The organism is Roseburia sp. AF42-8 (assembly GCF_003435965.1).
GTDB lineage: Bacteria > Bacillota > Clostridia > Lachnospirales > Lachnospiraceae > Roseburia_C > Roseburia_C amylophila.
Map to the genome: position 1 here is coordinate 19,255 of NZ_QTVB01000029.1, position 14,406 is coordinate 33,660.

The following is a 14,406-nucleotide window of genomic DNA, read 5'->3' on the forward strand; positions in this document are numbered from 1 at the left end:
TTCTAATGATTCAATATGATATTCCCAAAATCCACTCTGTCCCAGAGCTTCTCATTCAGTTTATACTTATGTTCTTTTAAAATCTGCTCATATGGCTCTGCCCCGGCACTGTAACCGTCAAAATCACTGTTATTCTCTGCTGCTATCTGATTCTGATATTTCTGTGCCAGTGCAGCTTTCTCTAACTGACGATCTATCTCTGCTTTATCAACGCCCAGTCTTTCCTGCTGTTCCTCTGTCATATCCGTCCAGAAATCCTCCTGACGGCTGCAAAGCTGTTCTTCTTCTTTTTCATCCAGCGTCAGTTTCTCTGCCATTGCCTGCCGGTAAAAGATTTCATCATGTACTGCCATTTCGATGACATGGGTCTTTGCCACTTCTTTTACAAACCTTCCACTGGTATGAAGATTCCAATACTTATTCGTATCATAATAGTCATAGGCTGCTGCCTCATCTTCTACCTTCAGTTCCTCATAAGCGATATACATTGCCAGATCCCCAAGCTGCAGTTTTTCTCCATCTACTGTCAGGATATCTTCGGAAAGATACTCCCTGTATACAATCTTCCCCCTTCGTTCGGAAACAAAGAGACTGATTAATAACAGTACCAGTAGAATCAGTATTGTAATGAACCATATGCGCTTCTTCTGTGATTTATTTTCACTCATACACTATCCTATTTGCAAAGCTCTGCTACAACCTGTCCGATTAATTTACCATCTGCCTTACCTTTTAACTCCGGCATAACTGTTTTCATAATCTGACCTTTATTTTTGGTTGCAATGACATCTGCAAATTTTTCTGTCAGAATCTTACGTACTTCTTCCTCAGAAAGCATTGCCGGTGCATATTCGCTCATAATGTCATAACGCTGCTGATATTCCGCAAGTAAATCTGTTCTTTCTGCCGGACAGGAATCAATCTGTTCTTTTACGGTCTTCATTTCTTTTAAAATCACACGGTTTACTAATTCTTCTTTTATGTCATCACGACAGCCTTCATCAATTGCTGTTTTCTTCACTGCAGAAACCAGCGAAGAAATTGCATCTTTTCTTGGTTTATCTTTTGCCTTCATTGCTGCTATCATTTCTTTTTGTAACTGTTCTATCTGCATTTCTTATTCCTCCTAAAATATTTTCTACTTTTTCATTATACGCAACTTGAAAGATTTTACAAGTTCTTAAAACCCCGCAGTAGTTTGCTTACTGCGGGGAATTTTTATCATTTTTCTTCTTTATGGATAACTTTTTACAATACACGCCGGACAGATATAATGCTTCGATAAGTTGCTGAGCCTGTCTTAATGCCGGTAGACGGTGAACTTGCATGGACAATCTGTCCTCCGCCCATATAAATTGCCACATGACCGGCATAGCAGACAATGTCACCTGGCTGGGCATTCTCATAGCTTACTTCACTTCCTGCCCGCTGTAATGCTACCGAACTATGAGGCAGGCTGATTCCAAAGTTTGCATAGACACTTTTAATGAATCCGGAACAATCTGCTCCATCAGTCAGGCTCTCGCCGCCCCATACATACGGGTTTCCAATAAACTGACAGGCATAAGATACTACATCACTTCCACTTACTGATGTACTAAAAGAAGGATTCAATCCACCTCCCCCTGTACTGCCACCAGTAGTGCTGTCACCTCCGGTATTGCTGCCATTATTATTTCCCGTTGTATTTCCATTATTATTGTTAGCAGTTGTTGTATTATTGCCTTTATTATTATTCTGAGCAGCGGCAGCTGCTGCAGCTGCCTGCTCCTGTCTTATGATTTCATTCTGCTCATCAACAGTAGCTTTATACTGGGCTGCAAGACTCTGGGCTGATGCAAGCTGGGTATCAAAATCAGACATCTGAGACTGTTTCTCTGCAATCATGCTTTCATAAGAAGCCTGCTGTTCCTGATAAGACTGCTGCACTTCCTCTAACTCTGCCTTCTCTGTCTCCACCTGACTCTTAAGGTCAGCTACCTGCTGCACTGTCTCCTGATACTGCGTCAGAAGATTTCTGTCATAATCATAAATCTGCTGGGCATATTCCAGACGATTCAGTAAATCGGAGAAATCTGTTGCGCCCACCAGTGCCTCAATATAACTGTCATCCCCATTCTCATACATATATACGATACGCTTTTTCATAGCATCGTACTGGTTCTGTTCATCTTCCTGCGCCTGTGCAAGCTGTGCTGTCACATTATCCAGTTCAGTCTGCTTATCCGAAAGTTCCCCTTCCAGAATATCTAAGTTCATAATAATATTTACCAGATCTGCATCCAGTGCATCAATCTGGGACTGCAGTTCCTGCTGCTGGCTCTGTATATTCTCTATATCTGCATTGGCATTATCCAATGCGGTCTGTGCTTCACTCTTCTTGTTTTTAGCCTTTGAAAGAGCGCTTGCTGACGCACTTTGAAAACATGAAATTCCAAGAATTGCTACCAGTCCTGCTGCAACCAACCGCATTTTCCACATATGTTTTTTTCTGTGCATATTTCTGCTCCTTCCACTTTTGTGTATTTCCTATCATCTTAGTATAACATCATGATACCATCTTTACAATTAACAATTTATCGCCTTTTTGAATTTCTTCACTCTTTAAGTCGTTGGTTTCCATTAACTGGGAAATAGTCGTATGATTTGCCTTGGCAATTTTCCAGAGACTGTCCCCCTCTCTTACAATATATCCGGTAATTCCTGGCTGTCTCTGTAATTCTTCCATATCCCGTTCTGTAATTCTGATTTCATCCATTTTCTGGATGTTCTCCTGTGAAAATGCAATCAGATTCAGATTCAGTACTGCCTTTACCTCAATCTGGGTATTGTCTAAAAGAATCGCTGACAACTGCTCGATTCCCGCTTCCAGTTCATAGTTCATATCGTCTGTCATTTCCGGGACTTCAATCAACTGTTCAAAAGGAAATGTCTCCCGGCAGGTTCCAATCGGCATGGCATCGTCCGTGGTTACATAAAGGATTTCCACATTCAGGCTTCCTTCCACTTTAAGACCGTCTGCCTGTGGCTCCACATGGTCAATAAATGCCATTCCTTCGCAGGAACAAATCTGCAGGATATTCTCCTGATTCTTCTTTAAATTCATGTGGTCTGTCAACCGGCATTTTGCATAATTCTTTGCCAGCAGCCTGCTCATGGTAACTTCTTCATAAGCTGGTGTCATCTCTTCCCGCAGCGAATATACGTCCTCTACTACATCTGCCTCTGTTTCCTTCCAGATACAGATATCTAATTCTAACGTCATATCCAGACTGATTTTCCGGTCTTCTCCATCATAATCCGGTCTGACCTCTACTTCCACACTGGCAGGTGTTACCTGAATCCGATAGATTTTTTCCTCACTGCATCCCTCGCAGGCAAGTTCTCCGTTCAGTGGTATCGTCTCTTCTAACCATTCTAACCGGCGTTCTTCTTTCTGGGCATAATATAGCAAAAACAGTCTTATTTCTCCGGTAAGCTGGATTTTTTCTTCTCGTAACCTCGTTTCCACACCCCGAAGCTGCACACTTTTCCATAAAATCTGTTCTACATCTGGCTTGCTCTGGGGCAGCTCTATTTCCTGTTTCAACCGGTAATTATCTTTCTTACAGGTTTCCAATTCCAGAATATTATGCCTGTTCTGAAGGATTTCCAACGGATGTTCCATGGCTACTCCCGTAATCAGTTCCGTCTCCTTGCGCATCCGCATTTCTGCCTTCAGCATCACCAGTGCACGAACACTTAATTTTCTGGAATTAATAATCCCGATATTAATGTCTTCCAGTTCTGCTGTGACGTCCACCGGATCTAATTCATTCACTCCATCCATACTGATGGTTTCTTCAAATGGGATCTGTCCCCGCAGGCAGTCTAATTTATGCTCCTCCATATCGCTGCGGTAGAGCACATGAAAGATAAGATTCCCCTTCACATAAATACGTCCTTCTTTTACCTGTATCTCATCAAAGCGGATTTCACCTTTTTCTTTCAGTACTTTTACAATATCCGGCCGATAATCCGGTAGATTGTAATCATCATCCAGAGTAATCTGACTCATGGCACTGGCTTTTTCATAATTCATATGTATGTTCTGTTTCTTTATTTCCACTAAAAAAATCCCCTTCCTGAATGTTATTTCATTTTATTCAGGAAAAAGGGACTTTATTCTTCTAACATAATTTCATTCGGATATCTCTTGTTATGATATCTGTATAACTGAAAGATAATAACTGTGGCGGATTGCCTTCTCTTTCATCATCTACAAGAATCGTGAATACACTCGGATAAGCATTCTGTATTACACCACGCTGTACATCTACTTTATTACGACCTCTGTCCAGTTGAATCATTACACTGCTACCGCACTGCTGATGCACGGATGCCCGGACTCTGTTAATATCTGCTCTCTGCATATACCAGTTCCTCCTTTTTTATCCACGCTCTTTAGTATATCACCGTGTTAAAATGCTGTCAAAGGGAAAAAAGTACCATTTTTTCACTCAAACACCACGTTCTTGTCACATTTTGTCACCTCAACCACAATATATGGGAAACTTGGTGCCTTTGCCACCGTCTCATTCTCCCCCGGGCCAATCAGCGTTGTAACAAAACAGAGGGCATTCTGAGTCAGATAAACATCTTTTACGGAAATGCTGTAGCCTCCCGTTTCCTTCTCTCCATAACCCCTTGCAATATAGAGTTTTCCGTTATCTTCATAAGTCAGCTTGAAATCCATTTCCTTTCGTTCTTCAATTTCCTGTTTCAATTCTTCCGGCACTGCTTCCTCTTCTAACACGGTAAACTCCACGTCTTCTATTTTACTGCCATTGGCATCTTCGATACCGCAGCCTGCTGCTGCCAGTCCAATCCATGCCACCGCAAGCAGACTGATGACACTCCGGACAGCTTTCCCTGCTTCTATTGTTTTCTGTTTCACTTTCTTCTCCCTGTTTTTATTCTTTTCATTCTATTCCAAAATCCGGATTATCATGTTGTAATTCTTAAGTTTTACCGCTATAATAGGGAAAGAAATCAGTATTTTGTTTTTGAAATTTATATCCAGAAAGGAATTCTATCTCTATGATACGAGCAATTCTTGCACTTTTATTTGCTGTTCTTTACCTGATTCTTGGTATTCCAGTTCTCTTTGCAGAATGGATTATCCGTAAATGTAACCGCCATGCCGCCGATATCAGCAGTCTTCGCATGGTGCAGTGGGCATTCCGTGTGATTATGTTTATCTGTGGCGTTAAGCTGACTGTAATCGGGGAAGAAAATGTTCCAAAAGATGTTCCGGTTCTTTATATCGGAAATCATAGAAGTTATTTTGACATTATTATCACTTATTCCAGATGTCCGAGACTCACCGGTTACATTGCCAAAGACACCATGGGAAAAGTTCCTCTTTTAAACATCTGGATGAAACGGCTCTACTGCCTCTTCTTAGACCGTACCGATATGAAGAAGGGCTTAAAAACCATTCTGACCGGTATCGACCAGATTAAAGCCGGCATTTCCATGTGTATCTTCCCGGAAGGTACCAGAAACAAGACCGAGGACGAAATGCTTCCTTTCAAAGCCGGAAGCCTAAAGCTCTCTGAGAAAACCGGATGTCCGATTGTTCCTATGGCAATCACCAATTCTGCTGATATTCTGGAAAATCATTTTCCAAAGGTAAAACCTACCCATGTTATCCTGCAGTATGGTACTCCGATTTATTTAGATCAGCTTTCTGCTGATGACCGCAAACATCTTGCTGCCTATACACAGAATACGGTGCATGAGCTGCTGGCAGATAACCGGAAATATCTTTAAACCGCAAATATTGATAAAAAAAAGAACTGTAGCTTTGATGACTATACTTCAAAGTTACAGTTTCTTTTTTCATTTTTCTATATTATTATCAAACACTTCCTGTATTTACCATTAAAAAAAACATTTTCTTATGCTTCGGTTAATGCTGCCACCACTTTCGGGAATTCCATAAAATGGGATGCCTTGACTAAAACAGTATCTCCTTCTTTTACGGTAGCAAGAAGTTCTTCTGTCATCTCCTCACGGGTTGCATAGTGTTTTACGGTCAGAGCCGGATTCTGTTTCTTCGCTCCTTCTGCCAGTTTCCCGGATAATGTTCCAACACAGAATAACAAATCAATCGGCAGTGTTCCGGCATAGGTTCCCACTTCATAATGAAGCTGTTTCTCATCCTCGCCTAATTCACCCATATCTCCAAGAACCGCTATCTTTCGTCCCCCTGCCTTAGACAGGACATCCAAAGATGCCTTCATGGAAACCGGATTCGCATTGTAGCAGTCATCAATAACCGTCATGCCCTTTGTGTGAATCAGATTAGTTCTTCCGCTGATGGTGGAAGCGGCTGCAATTCCACATTTAATTTCATCCATGGAAAGGCCTAACTGTTCTGCCACGCAGGTTGCTGCCAGTGCATTATATACATTATGTTCTCCCGGAATTGGAATAAATACTTCCATGTCTCCCTGTAGAGTGTGGAATTCTGCTGTCATTCCTTCTAAACCATGCTCTGTAACTGCATCTGCACAGACAGAAGTCTCGCAGAGATTCCTTCCCCTGATTCCATAAAATACAGGCTTTCTTCCTGCCACCTGCTCTACAGTAGAAAGTTTGTCATCATCCCCATTTAATATCACAACACCATCCGGTTTCAAATGGGCAAAGCTTTCTGTCTTTGCTTTTAAGATTCCATCTCTGGTTTTCAAATTCTCCAGATGACATAAACCGATATTGGTAATAACCATAATATCCGGCTGCGCCATATCTGCCAGTTCATGCATCTCTCCAAATTCAGAAATTCCCATTTCCAGAACTGCAACCTGATGCTCTTTTTCAATCTGAAAAATAGTCAGTGGCAGACCGATTCCATTATTAAAATTCCCCTGTGTCTTATGTACCCGGAATTTTGTGCCCAGTACAGATGCAATCATTTCTTTGGTACTGGTCTTTCCAACACTTCCGGTAATTCCCACTACTTTAATGTCAAGGGTATTCCGATAGAAATGTGCCAGACGCTTCATGGCAGTTACGGTATCTTCCACCAGAATATAAGCTCCATCTACATCAAGACTCTGCTGGGCCAGTGCATATGCTCCTTTTTTTAATACATCCGGAATAAATTTGTGACCATCGACCTTTTCTCCCGGAATGGCAACAAATAAATCTCCTGCCTTTACTCTCCGGCTGTCAATCTCTACTCCGGTTACGGTATATTCTTTTGCTTCATTCCCACCTATTAATGTTCCACCGCAGGCTTCTGCAATCTGTGCTAATGTCAGTTCCTTCATATCTGCCTTCTCTGCCCTTTCTTATGCTCCGTATTTCTCCATGGAAATATCAACCAGCTGCTGGCATAGCTCTTCGAAGTTTACTCCTTCTACCTTGGCTTCCTGCGGCAGTAAGCTGGTTGCTGTCATACCAGGCAATGTATTTGCCTCTAAGCAGTATACTTCATCTTTTGCATTGACTAAGAAGTCGATTCTGGAATAGGTGTCCAGGCCTAACGCTTCCGCAACTTTTACTGCATGCTTCTGCATCTCTTTTGCCACACTGTCTTTAATATCTGCCGGACAGGTTTCCACTGTGCTTCCAGCCTTATACTTATTTTTATAATCGTAAAATCCTTCTTTTGGTGCAATCTCGATAACCGGCAATGCTCTTCCTTTGATGACACCTACTGAAAATTCTCTTCCCTCTACATACTCTTCAATTAAGATTTCATCTTCCCAGAAAAATGCATCCTCCAATGCTTTTGTAAAATTGCTTTCTTCTTTTACAATGGAAACCCCAATACTGGAACCACCACAGCATGGCTTTACCACACAAGGCAGCGTAATTCCGATTTCAGCCAGGCTGTCTTTTCTGTCCTTTTTCTTCATATAAATGCCCTTCGGGCAAGGGATTCCATTGGCTTCAAAAAACTGCTTTGCCATATTTTTATTCATAGCAATCGCACTGCTTAAATAGCCGCTTCCGGTATAACGGATTCCAAACAAATCAAAGGCTGCCTGAATCTTACCATTCTCTCCATTTTCTCCATGTAATGCCATAAATACAATATCTGCCATACGGCACATTGCGATTACATTCGGTCCAAAGAAGCAGGCAGACTGGTCTTTTCTACTCTTTCTTACCTTATCAAGATCCGGAGCCGTCTCCGGTATATCCGCTACTTTTACACTTGCTTCTTCTGAATGTTCAAAAATTCCAGTAATATCCTGTTCTTCTTCTCCATATCCCATAAACACATCCAGAAGAATAACCTGATGTCCATTCTTCCGCAATGCCTTTGTTACCATATCTCCTGTTTTAAAAGACACATCACGCTCTGTGCTCAAGCCGCCTGCCAAAACTACGATATTCATTCTCTAATGTCCTTCTTTCTTTCAGATTCAAATATGTATATTACATCTCTTTTTTCAATATGTATATTATACCTTTTTTTCTTAGAATGACAAGAGAATCTCACAAAGCAATCAAGATTGGTTCTCCGGGCTTTGCATTATGATTTTCAAACACCTGAAAAAGATGCTCTGCACACTGCTGTATATCCATGGCTTCTTCCGGCTGCTCCATCCATTTTAAAATTCCGGACTTGCAGAGCAAAAGATATGGCAATACCATATATTTATTGCTCCTTGTGCAATAATCGATACCCTTATTGCATAATTCCAGCGCCTCTCTGTAAATTTCCATCTCATACAAAAGATTAGCTTCATTGTAAAGTATCATCGGATATACCTTTTCTTTTTCTTCGTCATCTACTTTTCTTACTTCCAGATAATCAGATAACTGCATCCAGATGCGGAGTGCCTGCTTTCTTTCACCAAGCCGCTGTTTCTGTACCGCCATACTGTTGATAATGTTGATTTCCTCAAAGGTAAACATCCGCTTCTGCACCAGATTTGCCAGCCCTGCCGGATGTGTCAGATGTAATGCTTCTTCCAGCTTTGCATATACAAGTTCCGGACGGACTCCTTCCTTACTGTCCAGCACCGCCTTTATGTATGAAAAGAACTGTCTGGTCAGTTTATCCTCCTGTTTATGTTCCGGTTGTCTCTGCCAGAGTTCCCTGCTGCCTTCCATATCATTATTTGCTACTGCATGCACCAGCTGTCGCATATAGGCATATAATTCCATTTCTTCCGCCGTTGCATGAATATTGCATATACCCATCGTCTTTCCAAGACGCTGCATAATAGCTTCATAATTTTTCCGCTTCGGTACCACAAATCCGTTTTCAATTTTTGATAAAGTTCCAGTTGAACAGATGCCAAAAGCAAGTTCTTCCTGTGTAATGCCAAGCTGTTTGCGGGATTCACATATATAATCCCCAAGATTGTAACAAGCCAATTCCTAACCTCCCTTTTCTCATAACCCATCGTATTGACTGTTCCATAGAAATGTCTTATCGATATATTATAACTACTGTAGCATAAAAATAGCGGTACCGCTATTGGCGTTTTGTCAAGCCTGTTGTCAAAACGTTAACTGCGATACCGCTGTCTGTTACCAGTTATCCATAAGGAACTGCCGGTGATAGTCTTTTTCGTTATATATCTAGAATTCCGGTTCAATCAGACCGTAGGTGTTACCTTTTCTCTTATATACAACGTTTACATTGTCATCCTCTGCATTTACGAATACAAAGAAATCATGTCCTAATAATTCCATCTGAACACATGCATCTTCCGGATACATTGGTTTCATATCGAATTTCTTGGTACGGATGATTTTAATTTCATCATCTGCTTCCACTTCTTTTTCAATATATTCCTTACGGAAATTGCTGTTGCTCTGCTGTTTTGTAATAATCTTATTCTTATACTTTTTAAGCTGTCTCTCAATAATCTCTTCTACAAGATCAATCGATACATACATATCATTGCTTACCTGCTCTGAACGGATAATGTGTCCAGGTACAGGAATCGTAACCTCGATTTTCTGTCTCTCCTTTTCTACACTCAAAGTTACAAATACGTCTGTGTCCGGAGTAAAGTACTTCTCCAGTTTTCCAATTTTGTCCTCAACTGCTGCCTTAAGACCGTCTGTCAATTCGATGTTTCTTCCTGAAATAGTAATACGCATGATGTCCAACCCCTTTGCCATTTATTTGATACAGACTGATATCATGGTTTTATTATACTATTTTGTACGAATATTTACAAGTTTTTTGTGCAATATTTACTGTATTTTTAGAGAATTTTTCGAATATCTTTCTGAAATCAGGAAATCTGCAGGATTTTTCAAAAGGGATTGCCTGTATTCTAAAATAAGTCTAAAATATAACTGTATTTTTTAACGCTTTCATCTGTGCTATCATTTTTCTAAGGCAGATAAAAACCAGAAAGGATTTGTTTCTTATGAATACTGTTTTAATTACCGGAGCTTCCCGGGGCATCGGTGCTGCTATTGCAGAAGTATTTGCCCGCCACGGTTATCAGCTCATTTTAAATTGCTGTCATTCCGAAACTGCTCTTAAGGCTTTGTCTGATGAACTTTCGGACAAATATCATGTCACGGTTCTTCCGGTTATCGGAGATGTCAGTGATCCGGATTTTGTTGCCAATATGTTTGCCATAATTCACCAGCAGTCCCTTTCGGTTGATGTTCTGATCAACAATGCCGGAATCTCCCACATCGGCCTGCTGCAGGATATGACTTATGAACAATGGCAGCACGTTATAAACACCAATCTTTCTTCTGTTTTTTCCTGCTGCAAATATGCTCTGCCAGATATGCTGCACAAAAAATCAGGCCGGATTCTTAACATTTCTTCTGTCTGGGGAAATGTAGGTGCCTCCTGTGAGGTTGCGTATTCCGCCAGCAAGGGAGCTGTTAATTCCTTTACAAAGGCACTTGCCAAAGAGGTCGCACCCAGTGGAATCTCGGTCAATTCCATTGCCTGCGGCACCATTGACACTTCCATGAACGCCTGTTTTTCTGCTGAAGAGCGTGCTGACTTAGAATCCGAAATTCCCTGCGGCAGATATGGTACACCTGTTGAAACAGCTGAACTTGCTTATGCTATCGTATCACAAAGTCCATATCTCACCGGTCAGATTATTACCTTAGATGGTGGCTGGTGTTGATTTACATATGTGAATAGTTTGTGCTCCGTTGATATAATTTATCTTTCGTTTATTTTTGTCACTGGTTTTTTAACATGTTTTAAAATAGAGGTATTATTTACGAAAGATGAGGTTTGTATATGAATATCGGTTCTAAGTTACGATACCTGATTGAAGAAGCTAACATTACCCAGCGGCAGCTTGCAGATGCACTACATATCTCTCCCTCTGCTCTGAATGGATATATCAATCAGGGGAAAGAACCTGACTATGCAACCTTAGTAAGAATAGCCGACTATTTTCATACTTCCACCGACTATCTGCTCGGTCACAGTAACATCCGCAATGCCAGTCTGACGCATCTCAACAGCTGTGAAGGTGAACTGCTAAGTATCTATCATACTCTTTCCAGCTATAACCAGCAGCTTTTCTTAGAAGAATTGAAGGCTGTTGACCGGATGGTTTCCCGGGCAACAGCCTCGCCATTAAAATAGTTAATCTTCATCAAAGTAGCCGATGTATTTTACATCATGCTTTCCTTTCGGGAACATTTCATGGTACAAATCTACAAAATAATCATCCGTCATGCTTGCAATATAATCCACCACAAGCTGGTTCGGTTCTGTCTCCATGTATTGTTCCTTCGAAAAGGTTCTGCTGAACCGGTTGTTTTCTGCCACATATGCAATGTGGTGGCGGTAAAGCCAGGAATTTTCATTCTTATCCCTTGCATCTTTCAATAACTGATAGTACATCTCTTCAAACATCGGATTCAGATTTTCCCGGATGACTTTTTCGATTTTCTCATTGTGATAGATATACTCATAATTTTCAGTCTTTGCAAGCTTCAACTGTTGAAAATATGCTTCATCCATGGAAAGATATGGTTTTCCATAGCTGTTTTCAATGATGTTAACTACCATATTATTGATGATTTCCGCATTGCTGCTGCCTATAGTATCTCCGTTAAAGCCTCTGTCATCCGGCAGAAGATGCAGGCGTACAGCATCCTGTCTGTCCTTGCCAAGATAAGCTATAATATCACAAATCCGCATTACACAGGCTTCCAGTGTTCCCGGCACAAGATGTTTAATTCCATCTTCCTTCTGATAGCACATTTCTACTTCTGTATCCAGATCTGCAAAGGTCTTCGCCTTTTTCGGCTGATACTCCTGCTGCTCCATTTCTCCATTATGGCATAGGACTCCATCCAGAGTCTGCAGGCTGATATTTCTCTGTCCCAGTACATCCAGTACACGCACACTGTGCACATTATGGTTAAAATATCGTCCCGTCTCTCCCCGCAAAAGTGCACTTAAAATTCTCTCACCAGCATGTCCGAATGGTGCATGTCCGATGTCATGCCCCAGGGAAATTGCTTCTATTAAATCCTGATTGAGATTTAATACATTTCCAATATTCCTTGCAATCCTTGAAACGAGCTGCACATGCTGCGCCCGTCTTGAAATGTCATCATTTCTGTAAAGGGAAAATACCTGCGTCTTGTCTCCATAACGGTTATAATAAGGCAGATGCATGATTTTCTCAATGTCCCGGACAAAGGGAGGTCTCCAGAGATTCGCCCTGTCATGATTCATCTCCCGGCGCAAAACCTGTTCTTCGGAAAAAGCATATGGATTTGCCCTATGCTCTTTTCTGTCTTCTATGATTCTCTGCTGTAATTTTTCTGAAAGATTATGATATGCTCCCATTTTCTGCTCCCTGCTCATATAATAAATATCTTTACTGCTGAAGCTGATGCGTTAGTTCAATTAAATTTTCAGTCTCTGCCATCAGATGTTCTACGCTCTTCTGGTTCTTCTCGCAGGTTGTCAGTGTACTATTTGTATGAGCTGCTACTTCTTCTGAAATAGCGGAAATTGTCTGGATACTATCCATGATACCTGCATTGGCACTTTCTAATTCTTTCACAATACCGGACAATGCATCCGACTGGCTCTGTACACGGTCCGAATTATCCTCTATTGTACGGAAGCTGCCGGCAGTTTCATTGACTGTTACATTCTGATGTTCAACCTGTGAAATCATGCTTTCGATGATGGTCACTACTTTTTCCAGTTCTTCCGATACATTTCTTATCAGTTCTTCAATACTGACCGTTGCTTCCTGTGTCTGGGTTGCCAGACCGGAAATCTCAGATGCTACTACAGCAAAACCTCTTCCTGCTTCACCTGCACGGGCTGCTTCAATTGACGCATTTAATGAAAGCAGGCTGGTTTCTGAAGTAATATTATTGATAATCTCAATGATGGAATACATTTTATCCATATACTCTTTTAAAGAAGTAAGTTCTGCTGCCACCTGACTGTTCGTCTGCTCAGTCACACTCACCTGCGATACCAGCTGTTCAATATTTTTCTTACCCGCGTTCAATGCTTCTGCTGTAACTGTCATGCTCTCAGCAATGCTGTCAGAAGCCTGGGTTACCTGCATTACTTTTTCCTGGATTGCTTCTGTCTGGCTTAACTGATTCTGCACCGCCTCCGCTGTATCTGTTGTTCCACCGGTCAACTCTTCCATGGCATTTCTGGTATCGCTGACACCACTGCCAAGTAACTCTACTTCATCCGACATTCCATTAATTTTCTTTGTCATGGCATCAGATACTTCTAAAATTTTCTGAAGCATGGTATCAGACTGTCCCTTTGCCTGATTCATTTCACCCAGCCGTGATAAAAACGATTTCTGCAAAACAGCAGAACTGCAATAAGAAAATGCCGTTGTCAAAATCAGTATAATAATCTCTGTTCCATAGAAAGTAGGTCCCTCACCCTGGCCTTTCATGGTATGTACTGCAATAGAAATAAGATTTACGATAGTTGCTCCAATTCCAAGCTCCAATGCATATTTCGAATCTGAAAATACAGAAATCAAAATAAACATCGGTATTACATATACAAAAACCAACTGATTGCCGGCACCTATCAGTGCTACTGTATAATATACTGCAAATCCAATCCCCAAAAGATGCTTGATTGCTTTTGTCTCCTGGTTTTTCCTATAGCAAATCCATTCTGCCACCACCGGTCCAAGTGCCAGCACAATAAGCGCCGCCACATAAACTACATTCTTGGAAGTTCTGAAAATTTCCAAAAAATTAACCAGTGCCAATAAGATTCCCATAATTGTATGCCCTGTCATTGCAGTCTTATTTACTCTTCCTTGTTCTGTCAATTCTTTCATCCTCCCATATATAACATATATAAACTGTAATTTTTGAACTTTACCAGCAATTTTATTATACCTTTCTCTACATAAATTGAAAAGACTTTTATTTATACGC

General features: G+C 41.1%; 15 protein-coding genes. 3 read left to right on the forward strand and 12 right to left on the reverse strand.

Annotated features, from left to right (window positions below; all coding sequences use genetic code 11):
- Window positions 1-2 precede the first annotated feature (2 nt).
- The 6 genes from DW059_RS11265 to DW059_RS11290 form a co-directional block, all read right to left on the reverse strand.
- Window positions 3-668: a hypothetical protein gene (locus DW059_RS11265; protein ID WP_117698850.1), complete on the reverse strand. Its 666-nt coding sequence runs from the start codon at window positions 666-668 to the stop codon at window positions 3-5.
- Window positions 669-676: 8 nt separating this feature from the next.
- Complete coding sequence (locus DW059_RS11270; RefSeq protein WP_022244194.1) at window positions 677-1,114, reverse strand: GatB/YqeY domain-containing protein; 438 nt, start codon at window positions 1,112-1,114, stop codon at window positions 677-679.
- A 134-nt stretch (window positions 1,115-1,248) separates the two neighbouring features.
- Window positions 1,249-2,499, reverse strand: a complete 1,251-nt coding sequence (locus tag DW059_RS11275; protein WP_117698851.1) for a C40 family peptidase — start codon at window positions 2,497-2,499, stop codon at window positions 1,249-1,251.
- Window positions 2,500-2,548: 49 nt separating this feature from the next.
- The gene (locus DW059_RS11280) at window positions 2,549-4,108 is read right to left on the reverse strand and encodes a DUF3794 and LysM peptidoglycan-binding domain-containing protein (protein ID WP_117698852.1); all 1,560 of its coding nucleotides are present in this window, start codon (window positions 4,106-4,108) and stop codon (window positions 2,549-2,551) included.
- A 61-nt stretch (window positions 4,109-4,169) separates the two neighbouring features.
- A complete protein-coding gene (locus tag DW059_RS11285; RefSeq protein WP_022244197.1) occupies window positions 4,170-4,412 on the reverse strand; it encodes a Veg family protein in 243 nt (80 codons plus the stop codon).
- A gap of 83 nt (window positions 4,413-4,495) precedes the next feature.
- The gene (locus DW059_RS11290; RefSeq protein ID WP_242986222.1) at window positions 4,496-4,936 is read right to left on the reverse strand and encodes a protease complex subunit PrcB family protein; all 441 of its coding nucleotides are present in this window, start codon (window positions 4,934-4,936) and stop codon (window positions 4,496-4,498) included.
- 143 nt (window positions 4,937-5,079) lie between these two features.
- On the opposite strand from DW059_RS11290, the gene DW059_RS11295 reads away from it, so the two are divergent.
- Window positions 5,080-5,814, forward strand: a complete 735-nt coding sequence (locus DW059_RS11295) for a lysophospholipid acyltransferase family protein (RefSeq protein ID WP_117698853.1) — start codon at window positions 5,080-5,082, stop codon at window positions 5,812-5,814.
- Window positions 5,815-5,942: 128 nt separating this feature from the next.
- Here DW059_RS11295 and DW059_RS11300 read toward each other — a convergent pair whose 3' ends face one another.
- From DW059_RS11300 to hpf, 4 genes are all read right to left on the reverse strand, one after another.
- On the reverse strand, window positions 5,943-7,319 hold the full coding sequence (locus DW059_RS11300) for a UDP-N-acetylmuramoyl-tripeptide--D-alanyl-D-alanine ligase (RefSeq protein WP_117698854.1): 1,377 nt from the start codon (window positions 7,317-7,319) through the stop codon (window positions 5,943-5,945).
- Between the two features lie 21 nt (window positions 7,320-7,340).
- Entirely contained in the window at window positions 7,341-8,396 is a 1,056-nt protein-coding gene (locus tag DW059_RS11305) for a D-alanine--D-alanine ligase family protein (RefSeq protein ID WP_117698855.1), read from the reverse strand.
- A gap of 100 nt (window positions 8,397-8,496) precedes the next feature.
- Entirely contained in the window at window positions 8,497-9,384 is an 888-nt protein-coding gene (locus DW059_RS11310; protein ID WP_117698856.1) for a helix-turn-helix domain-containing protein, read from the reverse strand.
- A 207-nt stretch (window positions 9,385-9,591) separates the two neighbouring features.
- Complete coding sequence (gene hpf, locus DW059_RS11315) at window positions 9,592-10,119, reverse strand: ribosome hibernation-promoting factor, HPF/YfiA family (protein ID WP_117698857.1); 528 nt, start codon at window positions 10,117-10,119, stop codon at window positions 9,592-9,594.
- Window positions 10,120-10,394: 275 nt separating this feature from the next.
- Here hpf and ymfI point away from each other — a divergent pair, with 275 nt between their 5' ends.
- Together ymfI and DW059_RS11325 are read left to right on the forward strand one after the other, a co-directional pair.
- Entirely contained in the window at window positions 10,395-11,123 is a 729-nt protein-coding gene (ymfI, locus tag DW059_RS11320; RefSeq protein WP_117698858.1) for an elongation factor P 5-aminopentanone reductase, read from the forward strand.
- Window positions 11,124-11,242: 119 nt separating this feature from the next.
- Complete coding sequence (locus tag DW059_RS11325) at window positions 11,243-11,596, forward strand: helix-turn-helix domain-containing protein (RefSeq protein WP_022244205.1); 354 nt, start codon at window positions 11,243-11,245, stop codon at window positions 11,594-11,596.
- Here DW059_RS11325 and DW059_RS11330 read toward each other — a convergent pair whose 3' ends face one another.
- On the reverse strand, window positions 11,597-12,814 hold the full coding sequence (locus DW059_RS11330; protein ID WP_117698859.1) for a deoxyguanosinetriphosphate triphosphohydrolase family protein: 1,218 nt from the start codon (window positions 12,812-12,814) through the stop codon (window positions 11,597-11,599).
- A gap of 31 nt (window positions 12,815-12,845) precedes the next feature.
- Entirely contained in the window at window positions 12,846-14,297 is a 1,452-nt protein-coding gene (locus DW059_RS11335) for a methyl-accepting chemotaxis protein (RefSeq protein ID WP_158552116.1), read from the reverse strand.
- Window positions 14,298-14,406 lie beyond the last annotated feature (109 nt).